Raw genomic sequence first — 17289 nt, 5'->3', positions numbered from 1 at the left:
AAATCCTTTAACAGGAATAATTAGTTACGCGGTAAATGTATTTTTTTCTCAACGCTTTGACGATAAAGCACAATAGTGTGACCTATCGTTTGTAGCTTAGTCGCACCAGTTTCACGTACGATTGCTTCAAAAATTAATGCTTTTGTTTCACGATCGTCAGTTGGAACTTTAACTTTGATTAATTCGTGAATTTCTAATGCACTTTGAATTTCTACTACTACGCCTTCGGTTAAACCGTTAGAACCTAGTAAAACTACAGGCTTAAGGCTATGTGCCTGACCTTTTAAAAACTGCTTTTGTTTGTTTGATAATGTCATGTTTATACAAATTTTGCTGAATATGGCTTGAATTAAGGGTATTCTAACGCCATCTAGAGAATATTACTAATTAGTTGCGTGTTAATTTATGACAAATAAAAAACAGTCAGCCAGTTCACAGCGATGGCTGAAAGAACATTTTGATGATAAATATGTTCAAGAAGCGCAAAAAAAAGGCTGGCGTTCCCGAGCGGTTTTTAAATTAGATGAAGTACAAAATAGAGATAAAATACTTCGTCCAGGTATGACAGTTGTTGATTTAGGGGCGGCTCCAGGAAGTTGGTCTCAATATTTGGCTGAAAAAGTAGGTGACAAAGGCCAAGTGATCGCGTGTGATATATTGCCGATGGATTCACTTGCGGGTGTTGACTTCTTACAAGGTGACTTTCGTGAGGAGGCTGTATTAAATGCGTTGTTAAAACGTATTGATGGTAAAAATGTTGATGTGGTACTCTCTGACATGGCACCAAATATGAGTGGCAATAACTCAGTAGATCAAGCGGGTAGTATGTATTTGGTAGAACTTGCGCTGGATATGTGTAGTCAAGTACTAAAGAAAAATGGCGCATTTATTGTTAAAGTTTTCCAAGGAGAAGGCTTTGATCAATACTTGCAAGATGTACGTAATAGTTTTAAAGCAGTGAAAATACGCAAACCTGATGCCTCACGTGCCCGTTCTCGGGAAGTATATATAGTAGCGACTGGATACAAACTGTAGTACAGTTGCTTGGCGTTTAGTTGAATTTAAATTAATTGGATACAAGAGGTTAACCCCTTGAGCGATATGGCGAAAAATTTAATACTATGGCTGGTGATTGCAGTTGTGCTGATGTCAGTCTTTCAGAGCTTTAATGGCGGCGAGCAAGTTGATCGTCAAACAAGTTACACTCAATTTGTAAAAGATGTCCGCAGTGGCTCTTTACAAGAAGTTATTATCGACCGCGGTACAGGAAATATTACTGGTACTAAGAGCAGTGGTGAGCGTTTTCAAACAACGATGCCAATGTACGATGAAGACTTAATAAATGATTTACTTAAAAATGATGTAAATGTGAAGGGTGTACAACCTGAAGAACAATCATTCTTAGCAAGTATATTTATTTCTTGGTTCCCGATGATACTGCTTATAGGTGTATGGATATTCTTCATGCGTCAAATGCAAGGCGGCGGCGGTAAAGGCGCTATGTCATTTGGTAAGAGTAAAGCTCGCTTAATGAGTGAAGATCAAATTAAAACAACGTTTGCTGATGTTGCAGGTTGTGATGAAGCGAAAGAAGATGTTACTGAGCTGGTAGACTTTTTACGAGATCCTTCTAAGTTTCAAAAACTTGGCGGTAGTATTCCTAAAGGTGTACTAATGGTTGGTCCTCCAGGTACCGGTAAAACGTTACTTGCGAAGGCTGTTGCTGGTGAAGCTAAAGTGCCATTTTTTACAATTTCTGGTTCAGATTTTGTTGAAATGTTTGTGGGTGTTGGTGCGTCACGTGTACGAGACATGTTTGAGCAAGCTAAAAAAGCGGCGCCTTGTATTATCTTTATAGATGAGATTGACGCTGTTGGTCGTAAACGTGGTGCTGGTATGGGCGGCGGTAACGACGAACGTGAGCAAACACTTAACCAAATGCTAGTAGAAATGGATGGTTTTGGTGGTAACGAAGGTATTATTGTTATCGCAGCAACTAACCGACCAGATGTACTAGACCCTGCATTACTTCGCCCAGGTCGTTTTGACCGTCAAGTTGAAGTAGGTTTACCTGATATTCGTGGTCGTGAGCAAATACTTAAAGTACACATGCGTAAAGTGCCATTAGGCGATAACGTAGAAGCTGCTCTTATAGCACGTGGTACTCCAGGTTTCTCTGGCGCGGATTTAGCTAACTTAGTAAACGAAGCTGCACTTTATGCAGCGCGTGGTAATAAACGTGTTGTAAGTATGGCTGAATTTGACGCTGCTAAAGATAAAATCATGATGGGCGCAGAGCGCAAGACCATGGTGATGAGCGAGCAAGAAAAAGCAATGACAGCGTACCATGAAGCTGGCCATGCTATTGTTGGTCGTATGGTGCCAGAACATGATCCAGTTTATAAAGTATCTATTATTCCACGTGGCCGTGCGCTGGGTGTAACAATGTACTTGCCTGAGCAAGATCGTGTTAGTCATTCAAAAGAGCTTTTAGAATCAATGATTTCTAGCCTTTATGGTGGCCGTATTGCTGAAGCGCTTATTTACGGCGCAGATAAAGTAACAACGGGTGCAAGTAATGACATTGAACGAGCTACAGATATAGCGCGTAAAATGGTTACACATTGGGGTTTAAGTGAAAAACTAGGTCCGTTACTTTACGCTGAAGATCAGAACGAAATGTATATGGGTGGTGGCGGTAGTCGTTCATCTAGCATGTCGGACGACACGGCAAAAGTAATTGATGCAGAGGTTCGATTACTTTCAGATCGTAACTATCAAAGAGCAGAAGAAATATTAAAAGAAAATATTGATATTCTTCACTCAATGAAAGATGCGTTAATGAAATACGAAACTATTGATGCTAAGCAAATTGATGATTTAATGGCACGCCAACCAGTACGTGAACCGCGTGATGCACATGACCGTCATGAAGCTAAACCGGTAAAAGCGGAAGAACCTCAAGAACCAGTTGCTGATGAAAGTCAAAAGACTGATGATTCATCAAAAAAAGATGAAACAAACCTTGATGACAAAGCTGAATAATCGTTAAAATAGTAATGAAAGCCCCGAACTTCGGGGCTTTTTTGTATCAGCTATTTAGAAAAAGAATAAAGGTTGGCAATGACTAACATATTAAAGCTTCCGAGAGGGCGTACGCTTAATCTTGAAAAGCCCGTTATTATGGGAATACTAAATGTAACGCCGGATTCATTTTCTGATGGTGGGCAGTTTTTAGATCCCAAAATAGCGCTAAAGCGCGCAATGCAATTATTAGATGACGGTGCGACAATTTTAGATATAGGGGGAGAATCTACTCGCCCAAGCGCGCCAGATGTTAGCTTAGAAGATGAACTTGCTCGAGTAATCCCCGCTATTAAAGCGATACGTCAGCACAGTGATTGCGTTATTTCAATTGATACCAGTAAAGCACAGGTAATGGAACAAGCAATACTTGCAGGGGCAGATATAGTCAATGATGTTAGAGCTTTACAAGAAATAGACGCCTTAGAAACGGTTGCGCAGTATGAAGATGTAGCAATTTGTTTAATGCATATGCAAGGGCAGCCCCGGAACATGCAATCGTCACCTCATTACGTTAATTTGTTTGCAGATATAAGTATGTTTTTTAGTGAACGTATTAAAGCATGTGAAACAGCTGGGATTAAGTTTGAACGACTTATTCTAGACCCAGGTTTTGGATTTGGAAAAACGCTTAGTCATAACTATCAAATATTGGCTAAGTTTGACGATTTTAATAAATTAGGTTTGCCATTATTGGCCGGATTATCTCGTAAATCGATGATAGGTAATTTATTAAACAGAAATACAAATGAACGGTTAGCGGGCAGCTTAGCGGGTGCGTTAATCGCAGCGCAAAATGGCGCAAAAATTATTCGTGTACATGACGTAAAAGAAACCGCAGATGTACTTGGTGTATATCAAGCCTGCGAACAAGGAATTTCACAATGAAAGAAAGAAAATATTTTGGCACCGATGGCGTGCGTGGACTTGTAGGCGCTGCTCCAATAAACCCTGAATTTGCAATGAAGCTAGGCTGGGCTGCTGGGCGTGTATTATCGCAAAGTGGTACTAAAAAAGTAATTATTGGTAAAGATACGCGTATTTCGGGCTATATGCTTGAAACCGCACTTGAGGCTGGTTTAATTGCTGCTGGTATTGATGTTGTATTATTGGGTCCTATGCCTACACCGGCCGTTGCTTATTTAGCGCAAACATTTCGTGCTGAGGCAGGTATTGTAATTAGTGCCTCACATAATCCATATTACGATAACGGTATTAAGTTTTTCAATGGTCAAGGCTTAAAGCTTGATGATGCAGTAGAGCTTGAAATTGAAGCGATGCTTGATGAGCAAATGACATGTGTTGCTTCAGATAAATTAGGCAAAGCATCGCGTTTAGTCAGTGCGGATGGCCGCTATATAGAGTTTTGTAAGAGCCAGTTCCCGCAAGGCCTGTCTTTAGAAGGTCTTAAGATTGTTGTCGATTGCGCAAATGGCGCAACTTATCATATTGCACCTTCTGTTATGCGTGAACTTGGCGCAGAAGTAATAACACATGCGTGCGAGCCTAACGGCGTTAATATCAACCATGAATGTGGCGCTACTCACGTAGATACCCTTAAACGTAAAGTGCTTGAACTTAAAGCCGACGTAGGTATTGCATACGATGGTGATGGTGACCGCGTGATGATGGTTGATCATAATGGCCGTGTTTTTGATGGTGATGATCTGGTTTATATTATTGCTTGCCAAGCAGCCCAAGATGATAATTTGGGTGGTGGTGTAGTTGGTACTGTTATGTCTAACATGGGCCTTGAAAACGCTTTAAAAGCAAAAGGTATCGAGTTTGCTCGCAGTAAAGTGGGGGATCGCTATGTTATGGAATTACTACAGCAAAAAGGCTGGAAAATTGGCGGTGAAAGCTCAGGCCATGTACTAAACCTAGACTTAATTAGCACGGGTGATGGTATTATTTCAAGCTTACAAGTACTTGCTGCTATGGTTGCACAAAATCGTACATTGCAAGACTTAGGCGCTGGTTTTACCAAGTATCCAATGAAGATGATTAACGTGCGTTATACAGCTGGAACTGACCCGACAAAAGCACCAGAAGTGCTTTCAGCTGTAGCAGAAGTAGAGCTTGCTTTAGGCGATAAAGGCCGTGTTTTACTGCGTAAGTCAGGCACTGAACCTGTGGTTCGTGTTATGGTTGAAGCCGAGCAAGAAAAGATTGTAATAGACAGCGCTCAAAAAATTGCAGCTGTTGTAGAATCTATGAGCAAACAAACTGATTAATAACAATAATCTCTTGTAACTTTGGGCGAGAAAAGTTAATATCTCGCCCGCTTTCTAATGTGGAGTGGATAATGGCAATACGCAAGGCGATGGTCGCAGGCAACTGGAAAATGAATGGCTCTTTAGAGTTAGTTAAACAAATGTCTGACGCTATTAACGATGTAAAATCACAAGAGATGGACATTGTTTTATTTCCTCCATTCCCACTTGTACCAGCAATGGTAGCTAGCGGTGTTTCTACAGGAGCTCAAACTGTTTCTGAAAATACACCTGGCGCATTTACTGGTGAAGTTGATGCGCAGCTTATAAAAGATTTAGGTGCAACTTACGTACTCGTTGGTCATTCTGAACGCCGCAGTATTTATAACGAAAGTAATGCAACAGTCGCTGAAAAGTTTGCTAGAGCACAGCAAGTTGGGTTAACACCAATATTATGTGTAGGCGAGAGTGAAAGTGAGCAAGAAAGCGGTCAAACCGAACAAGTAGTTGCTGCACAAATTGATGCAGTAATAGAGAAATTAGGTGTAGCAGCACTGAAAGATTCTGTGATAGCATACGAGCCCGTTTGGGCCATAGGCACAGGTAAGACTGCATCGCCAGAGCAGGCACAAACTGTTCATAAATTTATCCGTGACAAAATTGCATCACTTGATAGCAATTTAGCACAAGGGCTTACCATCTTATATGGTGGTAGCGTTAATGAAAAAAATAGCGAATTATTATTTGCACAAACAGATATAGATGGCGGCTTAATTGGCGGCGCAAGTCTAAAAGCAGAATCTTTTACTGCAATCTGTAACAGTGCAAAAGGGACTGTATAAGATGTACGAAATTTTATTAGTAGTTTATTTAGTTGTGGCTTTGGCTCTAGTTGGAATGGTTTTAATTCAACAAGGTAAAGGCGCAGATATGGGTTCTTCATTTGGCGCTGGTGCATCAGGCACAGTTTTTGGTTCGTCAGGTGCAGGTAACTTTATGACAAAAACAACCACAAGCTTAGCAACGGTATTTTTTGTATTAAGCATTGTGTTAGGAAACCTAACTGCTGGTCAAATTAAAAAGACTGACGAATGGGAAAACCTAGAAGCAGCTCCAGCAGTAGAAACAGTAGTTCCTGTTGAAGAAGATGTTCCAGTAACATCTACTAAAGAGCAAAGCTCTGACGTACCAAACTAATTTAGCGTAAAGCTATCGTTAAACGATTTATAGTCCTCAAATAAATCACATGTTTAACAATTAAGCGAAAGCTTAAAAAATGCGGATGTGGTGGAATTGGTAGACACGCCACCTTGAGGGGGTGGTGCTTTAGGGCATGGGGGTTCAAGTCCCCCCATCCGCACCAAATTTAGAAACCAGTAGCAGTGATGTTACTGGTTTTTTTGTATCTGTAATTTATTGTGATCGTTTTATGAGCGATGTGTGTTTATTGTTAAATAATTCTTCTATTTGTTAGAAAAAACTAGAAATATTACAAATTTAGCTCACACTTATAGATATCAAGCCGATAATAGATATAGACAATAAAATAAGGTAGCACAGTATGGCTTCAGGCTTCTCTTTTCAAAACCTAAGCATAACAAAAAAAATACATGCAATAACATGCATTGCGGTAGTGGCTTTCATAGTGATCGTATTGATAAACTATTTAGCTATGAATGATAATAAGGTTTCTCTCGATGAAATGAGTAACTCATCGTATAAGGTTGTAAAAATAACGTCGCAAAACGTAGGGCTTTTAGAAAAACTTGATGAACTTTATACCCAAGCGGTTACGTTTGGTGAGCAAGATCTTATAGTTAAAGCAGACGAGGTATATCAAACTTTAGAGTCTAATATTACCTTAATAACGCAACTTAATAACTCCTACATTAATAACGATATTATTAATGAGTTGTCAGATTATGAAAAAATATCCTCAAGTATTGCTACAGGTATGGTTAACGGTACTGCTGATTTTAGTAAGATTCAGCAACAAGCGCAGCTTAAAACAAGTTTATATGGATCTGTTTTAGAAAGTTTTAAAGGCGCTCAACAAAAAGCGGATAATCGTTTTTTTGAACTGGTTGCCAACACTAAAGCGCGCTCTGATGAAGCATTAACTCTAATGTTAGCTGTATCCATTATTTCATTAATTTTATTATTGTTTATGGCTATTTGGATTGCTAAGAATATAGGTTCATCTGCGAGTGATGCAGCTAACAACCTTAGTTTATTAGCAAGCGGCAATGGTTCTTTAAGCACACAGCTATCTGTTAACTCAGAAGACGAAATTGGCCAAGTCTCTATTAATTTTAACGCATTTATTTCCTTACTAAGAGAAACAGTTCTTGAAGTTATTGCTGTATGTGAGCCTTTAATGGAAAACTCAACACGACTAGTTCAAGGTATGGAACAAGCTGAGCGTGCTACAACAAAGCAAACCACTGATGCTGAAATTGTTAAGCAATCTATGGAAGAAATGAAGCAGAGTGTTGGTGATATATCAGAATCTGCAGCTAACGCTTCTCACGCTGCTGAAACGGCCGAGAAAGAAGTTGAACAAAGTCGTACACAAGTACAGATGTCAGTTACCGCTTCTCGTACGCTCAGTGATGAAATTAATCGAGCTGCAGGGACTATTAATAAGCTTGCGGACGATACAAAAAATGTATCGCAGATTTTGAATGTAATTACGTCTATTGCAGATCAGACAAACTTACTTGCTCTTAATGCTGCTATTGAAGCTGCACGAGCAGGTGAACATGGAAGAGGCTTTGCTGTAGTGGCAGATGAGGTTCGTGAACTGGCTTCTCGCACTGCACATTCTACTAATGAAATACGTGAACTATTGGGATCATTAACGACTGCCGCAAATGAATCTGTAGCTGCTATGACTTCAGCACGTGATATGGCAACAGATAATGCTACAGCCGCAGAAAAAACAGGTATTTCAATAGAGAAAATCGCAGAGCAAATGTTAGAAATTAATGGTATGAATTCGCAAATAGCAGCAGCGACTGAGGAACAAACATCCGTTGCAGCTATGGTAGTAGATAATGTGTCAAATATGCATGTATCGTTCGAAGATACTATGGACTCACTACTTGCTGTACGCGACGTAGCCAAAAACCTACATTACCTATCTGATAACCTATTAGATGCAACCGCTAAGTTTAGAATTGAGTAAAGCTCAGTACTGAGTCAGTATATAAATCTACCCTAGGGTGATGCCAGTTAGTTAACCGCTGACTGGCTTTTTTGTTTGGGTATTTGGTTTGACATACCTAGTATATGTCCACTCTCGCTTTATTAGTAATATGTGATGCTCTACTTTAGCTTACTATTACTCTATTTATATAGGGATACTCCCTGAGTTCTCAATAAACATAGTCTGAATTAAATTAATAATATTAATTGCACAGTTCGCAACACTCAGCTGACAGAAGTCTTCTGAATTGGGTTCGTAACTATTGGCTAGAAAAAGTGTTGTAGTGGGCTGCAAAAAAAGGCCTCTGAATAAATTCAGAAGCCTTCATAAACAGACCAGAAGGTCGGTTTATTGATTAGTTAAATATTTATTAACCTATCAGTATTAACCTCTAGGTGGTTTTTATATCAATTTCACTGCTAAAAGGTAGCAATTACTTTTACTTTATCGGTCACTTTAGCGCTATCAACATAGCCAATAGCATCGTTATTAGCAGCAACAAAATCAATAACAGCTTGGTCAGTTGTTAGTTTTTCAGGCGGGGTGCCTTTACCTGTAAATACAAGCTTTGACCAATATGCATTTAACTGACTGCTAGACTTACCTACTACTTTGTCGTTAAATTCATCAGCTACAGATGTACCATCTTGATTTATAGGATTAACTTTATCGCCATTACTAAATGACTTACTTTTTCCCAGATAAATCTTTTTTATTGTGTCAGCATCTACTGTGCTAGCATTGCTTGGATTAATAATCACAGCAACTTCTGCAAATACATTAATTGAGCACAATGAAAGTGCACTTACTAAAATTAATTTTTTCATCATAAGCTCCAATTAAAAGACAAGATCTACACCAACAGCTACAACATCCGTCTCTGTATCGGTTATATCATCTTCAAAACGACTAAAGTCGATTTTGAAAGCAGCGGAAGGGTGAAAATCATAACGTGCACCAATTGTGTATACGTTACTTTGTGCACGAAGACCTTCAAGAGCACCATTTACAGCCGAGTTTAAGGTTGGTATTGACTCAATGGTATTAAAACGTGATGAGTCATGTTTGTCATCATTGTCTTCATAAGTAAAATGAACAATTACACTGTCAATACGGTAACCAACTGATGCGTAATACTGTGACTGTTCTGGTAGTATACTGTCTTCAACCTCAAATTGTGTATATTCGGCATCAAACAAAAAGTTTTCATAATCAACAGAAAAACCAACGCCAACGAAACTCGTTTTATCTTCTTCAGTGATTAGGTCATTCGCAGTATTAGTTAAGCCACTATCAGACAATACACTTACGAGACCAATTAGGCCGCTATCATCTGATGAAATGCTAGTGTCGGCCACAATGTATGCAGCTCGCGCACTGAACCAGTCGTATGATAGACTCCAGTTTATACCGGCTAAATTATTTAATTCAGCAGGTAATTCTGTTCCAAATACGTCAATATCACCATCGAATGCACCATAAAAGCCTTGAAGCGTAGAATCCCAATCACCTAATTGAGAGCTGTAAACTACACTAACTCCTTCATAAGTTGAAAATGGGATACCGTATACTGATTTTGGCGGACGTACCCAGCGATAAGCATAACCTACATCCAAGAAATCAGAATACTTGTAAAAAGGAACACGCATTTTACCAGCGCTAAATTGCAGTTCATCGCTGTATTCATAAGTAATGTATGCCCATTCGAATGTAGCGTCAAAGTCATCCTCTCCACGCGCAATAATTTGAGCCGTAGCTGTTAGCTTTTCATGTAGGTCTGCAGATAATTGTAAAGCGAATTTACTCTCATTTTTAAAAGAGATATCGTCATCATAGCCGTACAAAGTACTGTCACTATCCAGACTTTTACCACCGACAATTGATGCAAAACCATTAATTCTTACCTCAGCACTAGCATAGCTAGATGCTAAAACTGCACATACAGCCACTGCTACAGATAGCTTTTTCATATGTTGTTCCTATTTGTTATTTAAATGTTGATTTCTTTATTAGTATAAGTGCATAACGAGTATTTATCTAATAAACAGAACTGTTTAAGGTTTTTATTTTATTTTTAGTCAATATTATTTTGTTTTTTAATTAATCAGGTGCGAATGTTTGTGTTTAAAAATGTTTAGTACTGGGGTTGGATATAAAATATACGCCTGGTGATTTTTGTTTATAACGTCTTAATGTAACTTACAAGCCGTAAGTATTGTATTTACTACCATATAGATTTGTTAACATTTAATTATAAGTGTTTTACATAAGTTATTTAGTTTAAATGTTTATATTTTATATTGTTACATAGTCGAAATTATCAATAAGTAAAGCTAATCATAAGCAAATAACAACTTTCTAAACTGCAATTTTATCATAGTATCAGTCCTGTCTTAGCGAGGTCGGTCAAAGGAGATGGCGCGGATGAAGAAGGTAATATGGTTTTTATTATGTTTCTTTGCAATGAATGCATACAGTAACGATGAAGTAAGTTTAACTCTGGTAGGTCATATTTCACCAGTGTGCGGCTTTACTACTCAAAATAACAACCTTCAGTTTTCTTCAGATGGCCTTGCGAGTACAAAGCTAGTGATTAATTGTAATTCACCTATGCGAGTATCAATGCAATCTGAAAATGGTGGCCTGCGCCATCAGCAAAGTACTCAAATAAATGCTTATAACATTAATTGGTCAATAGAGGGGGTTTCAAGCGACGTTTCTGCAACAGCACTTGAGCTCAAATCTATGTACAATTTTGATGTTGATAAGATTTTATTTAACAGCGTAGCTAAATTACAGTTAAAACTAGATGAGCCTTTAATTTATGCCGGAAGTTACCAGGATGTGCTTCGCATAGAAATGACACCATCGGTTGTATCTGGTGGAGTTTGGTAAAACACTAACTATTAAATATAAACAAATATGTCACATGGATAAGGAATATTAAAATGAAAAAGTTAATCGTGTTATCAGCAATCGCAACTCTAACATCTGGCGCAGCATTTGCTGAAAATCTAAATGTAGGTGGTGCAGTGTCATCGATTTGTGGGGTGAGCAACATTAACACTACACAATTCTTTCAAACATTATCAGATGGTGCAACTAAAAATGTAGGCTTTGATTTGCAGTGTAATGATGTTGATGGTGCAACAATGTCATTAACAACATCTGAAGGGCACTTGCAAAATGCTGACCATGAAGATCGTGGTGTCGGCTACACTGCCAAGTTAACTGCAGGGACATTTGATTTTACGCTTTCGGCTGAGAATGGCCAAAATGATAAATCTGAGTCGCAAAGCCGTGCTGGTTCTCCAACGCTTGCAGCAGGTGGCGTAGCTGGAAATATTTTACTAACTGTAACACAAGCACCCGTTTATGCCGGTACTTATGCAGATACGCTGATGTTGGCAATAACAGCTAACTAATTAGCATAATAAAAGGCAGTAATTACTGCCTTTTAATTTAGCAGGAGGGACTCTATATGCGTTATATCTTTTTAATGATACTTTTACTCAGCTCTTATTCTACACTGGCTTTTCAAGTTAAACCAATGGTCGCAGAGCTTGAATCATCAGGTAGCCAATCACAACAAACAATTCGTATATCTAACCCTTCAGATAGTTCTTTAACTATTGAGATATCAGCTTTTGATTTACTAATTGCTTCCAACGGTGATGAAACATTAAAAGCGAATGAAGAAGACTTTTTAATTATTCCCATGACTACAATTATTCCGTCCGGGAAAAGTCAATCAGTAATTGTTCGATATATTGGGGAACCAATATTAGAAAATTCGAAAGCGTACCGTGTAGCCATTGATCAGGTATCTGTTGATTTAGAGAAAGCGGGGCAGTCAGGCGTTGGTATGTCAGTTAGCTTTAGGACTTTATTTAATGTGGTGCCTAAAGGTGCTGAGGCAAAATTATTAATTAAAAATAAACGCCAAGTAGATACAGAAACATGGAATGTGCTTCTGGAAAATACAGGCAATAAATATATTCGCTTATCGCAGGCACAGTGGCTTATTAAAGGCGATGATCAAGAGCTATTATTAGAAGGGGCTGAATTGAGTAAAGCACTGACTGGAAAAATTTTATTACCAAAATCTAGCCGTGAGGTCTCAATAAAAATTCCAACAAAATTTAATGCAGCAAGCAGTGATCTTGAGGTCAATTTTTAATGCTGCGGATATGCAGTTACTTTCTTATATATGTAATTGTAATTGCACCGACCTTTGGTGTAGAAGTAACGCCGATGGTGGTCACTTTCTCTCCTGATAGTCGTTCAAGTAATGCCACTAGCTTGGTTCATAATCAATTACCAAGAGACATTGCTTTTGATATCCAAATTTACGAAATTGACTTTTCTCAAGGCACGCCTAAATTAATTTCTTTAGATGACTCACCATTGTGGGTTTTTCCTCCATCGTTATTTTTACAACCAGGGCAAAGCCAACAGTTGCAATTTAGATGGTTAAATAAAAAACTTCCTAGTACTGATAAAAGCTATCAAGTTAGTTTGATTGAGCAGCCCATTGCAAACCAGTCTATAAATAAACAGTCACAACTTACGATGTTGTTAAATATAAATTTAATTGTTCATTTGGATCAACCTCGATTAGTTCCTAAACTGACTATAAAAGAACCTCATGTTGAGGATGGCTTTATCGTCACTGAAGTATTAAATGAAGGAAAAGGGGCAGGACGATTAAGTGATTATGAAATAAAAATCACTAAAAATAAAACCCTGAGCGATCGAATTTTAAAAGATCAATTAAAAGCAAACGGATACGATGTTTTTTTTGCTCCTCATAGCACCAGTGTCATAAAAGTCCCTATGCCACAATCTTTACAGGAAGGAAGTTTAAATCATCTACGTTTAGTGCTGGCTCGCTAGTTATGCGAGTTTTATTATGCATATTTTTATTGAGCTTTACTCAATTATGTTATTCAAAAATTAACCCGTCTAAAAGAACCATCGAACTCAGTGTTGAAGCAGAACTGAATAAAAATGCTATTGGTAAATTAACTCTTGCAGTTGACCCAAATGATAATTTATCACTCAAATGGAGTGAAATTAAAGTTTCATTCGAACGACTTTTATTTTCAGAAGATTTTGATTCTTTAGAGTCTAAAGTTAATAAGAATGTCATTGATACAAAAGCATTAGAGTCATTTGGATATAATATTTCATTCGATATGAGTGATTTTAGCTTAGAAATATCAGTACCTCTTACACTGACTCGCCCTCAACAGCTAAGTTTAAAATCTGATTCAAGGAATTTAACAGCATCGGAACCCGCTAAACTAAGTGGATTTGTTAATGCTTATTCAAGCTATTTTTATCAGCAAGATAAAGGCGAGGACACAACAGATGAGCTCTTAGCTATTCGCTCTGAAATGGTAGTGAGCTGGGAAGGCTGGGTTTTAGAAAACGAAGTGGAGTATTTATCTGAAGTAGCTCCTACCTCATCAAATATTAGGCGCTTAGGTACTCGTATAATACATGACCTACCGCTTAGTGGGTTACGTATATCAGTCGGTGATAATTATAGCTCAGGTAGTTATTTTCAATCAACAGCACGGGTACTAGGTTTGTCGCTTTCACATGATTTTTCGCTAGTTTCTGACAGACCTATCAGACCCAGTGCTTCTCGTAGCTTTACCTTAGAGAGTCCATCCTCTGTAGAGGTGTTAGTTGGCGAGCGGATAGTACAAAAACTTAATTTAGCCGCAGGTATATATTCTCTTGATGATATTCCCCTTAATGAAGGAAGCAATAATATTACTTTGAGGATCACTGATATAGCAGGAGTTGTGCGTTTTGTTGATTTTGACGTAACGACAGGTTTAGATCTTTTTGCTCAAGGGCAACTTGAATATGAGTTTCATTTAGGCGTTCCTTCACGCTTAGGTAGTGAGCTAGATTATGATTACGACGAGCCACTAGCCAGCTTTTATCTTGATTATGGCATTACACCTAGCTGGACAGCTGGTGCGGCAGTACAGGGTGATGAGTATTCTCAGCAGGTTGGTTTTAAAAATATTTATGCAGCTAAAATTGGACAGATTGCGTTTGAAAATGCGATAAGTTTCAATGAAAAAACAGGCCATGCTTATCGCATTGTTTATAGTAACTATAGAAATCATAGTGATAATAACACTGACATTACGGTGGGTTATGAATACTCATCAAGATATTTTACAGGCCTTGGTTATCGGCCTGATTCTCAATCTAGTTCTCGCTTAAGAGAGCATTATATTCAGGCTAATTATAGTTTTTTTTGGGGCGATAATACGCAAACATCTTTTTTTACAAGCTTATCAAGGTCATATGATGAAGCTCAATTTGATAAATCAATTGGGGTTAGTCTTTCTGGTGAGATCGATAATAGCCAATGGAGATATAGTTTAGGTGGGCAGTGGGAGGGTCTCGCTGAAGAAAGTCAATGGGATGTAAGGTTGTCTGTCACTTATAAGTTTTCTAATACTCGACGGGCTAAATTATCTCATCAATCTAGGCGTGAAAAAACACGTTTAGAATTCTCTCAAGATAGTAATCAGCGCTATGTTGGAGCTTTGAACATAAGAGCTGGGCTTGAAAAAAATGATCAAAATGAAGCTATTTTTGATCTAAATACTCAATATAACGCGAATCGTTTTGTTATGAACTTTGATCATGGGAGTTTTTACGAGCAATTTAATGAGGACTCAGCTTACCATCAGAGCCGATTAAGCTTGGCGTCAAGTATAGCATTTGCAGATAATAGTTGGGCTGTTGGGAAACCCATATACGATAGCTTCGCTTTAGTAAAACCTCACTCTAGCCTTAAAGGAAAAAAAGTTATATTGGGGCAATATGAAGATGAATATAGGGCAGATAATGAAGACTTCGAGACTATTTTATTGAACGATATAAGTTCATACGCCTCAACCAACGTTGCAGTCGATATTGATAACTTAGCGCCAGGGTATGATATAGGTTCTGGTATTATTACTCTTTATTCACCTTATCGAACGGGTCATGCAATTACAATAGGGACTGCCGCTAACATATCAGTCATTGCAACGCTGTACGACCAACAAAAAAAGCCACTATCGTTACAGGTTGGAACGGCTATTTGTTTAGATAATAGTAGTAAGAAAGAGCATACATTTTTTACGAATAAAAAAGGACGATTTGCATTAACAGGTTTAACCGCCTGTAATTATGAAATTACACTTAAGAATGCAGAAAAGTCACATTTTACGATTGAAGTATCTGAAGGTGAACAATTACAGCGCAAAGGAGCTATTTATGTACAATAAAAAAGTAAGTTTATTATTGGGTGGTTTAGCACTATTTATTTTTACGCCTTTAATTCATGCGCAATGTGCTGCTAGGTTCGATAAGGTTGAACATATTTATGATGATTTTGAAAGCTACCATGCCTTACAGCAAATAGACTCTAAGAAAGAGTTACGTATAAGCGTTATTAATGATGAGAGTTGTCAATTACAGCTCGTGATTACAAGTGAGAACCAAGCTCAGTTAAAAGGGCAATTTCAAAGTGTTCCGTACCAAATGCAAAGTATACAGAGTCAGTTAGTTAGCACATCAACTTTAAAGTTGAGCTTTACTAATTCTTCGACGATATTGTCATTACTAATACCATCAGGAACACCGATTAAAGCTGGTGTCTATACAGATAGACTCCAAATGAAATTATACGATCAGGGGAGCAAGTTGTTAGATGAACGAGAATATAGCATTCAAGAAAATATTGTGCCTAGAACAAGTCTTTCTGTACTTGGGTATAATACATTTTCAAATACTATTAATTTGGGAGAGCTAATACCGGGTAAGGAATACACTATGTTACCTAGTTTACAAGTTGTTACTAATTCAGATATTCAATTATCTGTAAGTTCAGATAATAATGGTAAATTAATACACAGTCTCTATAGAGATAAATATGCAATTAATTACAGTCTAGATCTGGCAGGAAGTTGGCTTGAACTAAATAACGTATCACAACATAAATTCTCATATTCAGGGCAAACCGTTTACTTATTACCTTTAAAAATTCAGCTAAATGATTTTGAAAGGCAAGCTGCCGGTGAATATTCTGACATAATAAGGTTTCAAATAAGCCCACTTAACTATTAATTCTATTTAAGTTTTTTTGACACCAAAGTAATGCTTGTTGCTTATTTTTTACAGCAATTTTTTGGTAAACCTTGTGTAGGTGAACGCGAACAGTAGCTTCACTTATAAATAAAGTGTCGGCAATTGCACTTGAATGTAAGCCAGAAAATAATAAGTTTAATACTTTCATTTCTTTGCAGGTTAAGTTGTTTGATTGCAGCGTAGTTTGTTGTTCACTCGCTAGCATTTGCCTCATCCAATCATCGGTTACTGCACGAGGGAACCATAACTTTCCTTGTTCAATAGCTTCTAATCCTTGTTGAAGTAGTACTTCGTCAGTGCCTTCGTAAAACAATCCTTTTAAATTTGGCCACTCTTTTAATGCTAGTACATCGCAGTCTTTTGGGACATCAAAAATTACCAGTCCTTGGTGACCATTTTTTAGCATGAATTGATTAATAAGTTCATAATTGGTAATGACGTTTAAAGCTTGATAATTAACAAGTAAAACGTTGAAGTCAGCTGCAACACAAAAAAGTGAAGTGTAATTTGGATTTGTGAAGCATTTGAGGCTTTTATCAGCTGTGTTTTCAATATTCATAATATTCTATCCATAGACTACATTTTAGTACTATATTCTTATTTTTAGTTAATTTC

The 17289-nt window shown here is 37.8% G+C and carries 17 protein-coding genes and 1 tRNA gene; 14 read left to right on the top strand and 4 right to left on the bottom strand.

The window, feature by feature from the left end:
• Positions 1 to 20: 20 nt before the first annotated feature.
• Positions 21 to 317, bottom strand: coding sequence for a ribosome assembly RNA-binding protein YhbY (gene yhbY, locus I6F66_RS00315; protein ID WP_002963153.1), 297 nt, complete (start codon positions 315 to 317; stop codon positions 21 to 23).
• 88 nt (positions 318 to 405) lie between these two features.
• Here yhbY and rlmE point away from each other — a divergent pair, with 88 nt between their 5' ends.
• The 8 genes from rlmE to I6F66_RS00275 all read left to right on the top strand — a co-directional run bounded on the left by rlmE (position 406) and on the right by I6F66_RS00275 (position 8484).
• A complete protein-coding gene (rlmE, locus tag I6F66_RS00310; protein WP_007586629.1) occupies positions 406 to 1035 on the top strand; it encodes a 23S rRNA (uridine(2552)-2'-O)-methyltransferase RlmE in 630 nt (209 codons plus the stop codon).
• A 66-nt stretch (positions 1036 to 1101) separates the two neighbouring features.
• The gene (gene ftsH, locus I6F66_RS00305; RefSeq protein ID WP_032827068.1) at positions 1102 to 3045 is read left to right on the top strand and encodes an ATP-dependent zinc metalloprotease FtsH; all 1944 of its coding nucleotides are present in this window, start codon (positions 1102 to 1104) and stop codon (positions 3043 to 3045) included.
• Positions 3046 to 3123: 78 nt separating this feature from the next.
• Positions 3124 to 3972 carry a dihydropteroate synthase gene (gene folP / locus I6F66_RS00300; protein ID WP_197141439.1) on the top strand — a complete coding sequence of 283 codons (849 nt, stop codon included), beginning with the start codon at positions 3124 to 3126 and terminating at the stop codon, positions 3970 to 3972.
• Entirely contained in the window at positions 3969 to 5318 is a 1350-nt protein-coding gene (gene glmM, locus I6F66_RS00295) for a phosphoglucosamine mutase (RefSeq protein ID WP_007586638.1), read from the top strand. Before folP ends, glmM begins: the two co-directional genes overlap by 4 nt.
• Positions 5319 to 5389: 71 nt before the next feature.
• Complete coding sequence (gene tpiA, locus I6F66_RS00290) at positions 5390 to 6139, top strand: triose-phosphate isomerase (RefSeq protein WP_165728725.1); 750 nt, start codon at positions 5390 to 5392, stop codon at positions 6137 to 6139.
• A gap of 1 nt (position 6140) precedes the next feature.
• Positions 6141 to 6494, top strand: a complete 354-nt coding sequence (secG, locus tag I6F66_RS00285; RefSeq protein WP_002962769.1) for a preprotein translocase subunit SecG — start codon at positions 6141 to 6143, stop codon at positions 6492 to 6494.
• Positions 6495 to 6575: 81 nt separating this feature from the next.
• A tRNA-Leu gene (locus I6F66_RS00280) sits at positions 6576 to 6660 on the top strand.
• Positions 6661 to 6858: 198 nt separating this feature from the next.
• Positions 6859 to 8484: a methyl-accepting chemotaxis protein gene (locus I6F66_RS00275; RefSeq protein WP_024590962.1), complete on the top strand. Its 1626-nt coding sequence runs from the start codon at positions 6859 to 6861 to the stop codon at positions 8482 to 8484.
• A 440-nt stretch (positions 8485 to 8924) separates the two neighbouring features.
• Here the strand turns inward: I6F66_RS00275 and I6F66_RS00270 are convergent, their stop codons facing one another.
• Complete coding sequence (locus tag I6F66_RS00270) at positions 8925 to 9332, bottom strand: phosphate ABC transporter substrate-binding protein (protein ID WP_024594050.1); 408 nt, start codon at positions 9330 to 9332, stop codon at positions 8925 to 8927.
• Positions 9333 to 9344: 12 nt separating this feature from the next.
• Positions 9345 to 10475: a porin gene (locus I6F66_RS00265; protein ID WP_197208438.1), complete on the bottom strand. Its 1131-nt coding sequence runs from the start codon at positions 10473 to 10475 to the stop codon at positions 9345 to 9347.
• 454 nt (positions 10476 to 10929) lie between these two features.
• On the opposite strand from I6F66_RS00265, the gene I6F66_RS00260 reads away from it, so the two are divergent.
• From I6F66_RS00260 to I6F66_RS00235, 6 genes are all read left to right on the top strand, one after another.
• Complete coding sequence (locus tag I6F66_RS00260) at positions 10930 to 11400, top strand: hypothetical protein (RefSeq protein WP_024594052.1); 471 nt, start codon at positions 10930 to 10932, stop codon at positions 11398 to 11400.
• Positions 11401 to 11453: 53 nt separating this feature from the next.
• Positions 11454 to 11930, top strand: coding sequence for a hypothetical protein (locus I6F66_RS00255; RefSeq protein ID WP_024594053.1), 477 nt, complete (start codon positions 11454 to 11456; stop codon positions 11928 to 11930).
• A 56-nt stretch (positions 11931 to 11986) separates the two neighbouring features.
• The gene (locus tag I6F66_RS00250; protein WP_197208436.1) at positions 11987 to 12685 is read left to right on the top strand and encodes a molecular chaperone; all 699 of its coding nucleotides are present in this window, start codon (positions 11987 to 11989) and stop codon (positions 12683 to 12685) included.
• A gap of 74 nt (positions 12686 to 12759) precedes the next feature.
• The gene (locus tag I6F66_RS00245; protein ID WP_231611809.1) at positions 12760 to 13401 is read left to right on the top strand and encodes a hypothetical protein; all 642 of its coding nucleotides are present in this window, start codon (positions 12760 to 12762) and stop codon (positions 13399 to 13401) included.
• A gap of 2 nt (positions 13402 to 13403) precedes the next feature.
• The gene (locus tag I6F66_RS00240) at positions 13404 to 15812 is read left to right on the top strand and encodes a fimbria/pilus outer membrane usher protein (protein ID WP_197141444.1); all 2409 of its coding nucleotides are present in this window, start codon (positions 13404 to 13406) and stop codon (positions 15810 to 15812) included.
• A complete protein-coding gene (locus I6F66_RS00235) occupies positions 15802 to 16653 on the top strand; it encodes a hypothetical protein (RefSeq protein ID WP_024594058.1) in 852 nt (283 codons plus the stop codon). Before I6F66_RS00240 ends, I6F66_RS00235 begins: the two co-directional genes overlap by 11 nt.
• Here I6F66_RS00235 and I6F66_RS00230 read toward each other — a convergent pair.
• Entirely contained in the window at positions 16643 to 17233 is a 591-nt protein-coding gene (locus I6F66_RS00230) for a LuxR C-terminal-related transcriptional regulator (RefSeq protein ID WP_010553852.1), read from the bottom strand. The two genes, I6F66_RS00235 and I6F66_RS00230, sit on opposite strands and share 11 nt — an antisense overlap.
• Positions 17234 to 17289 lie beyond the last annotated feature (56 nt).

Source organism: Pseudoalteromonas sp. NZS100_1 (assembly GCF_015864285.1).
GTDB lineage: Bacteria > Pseudomonadota > Gammaproteobacteria > Enterobacterales > Alteromonadaceae > Pseudoalteromonas > Pseudoalteromonas arctica.
This window is presented reverse-complemented; position numbering and strand designations above follow the sequence as displayed.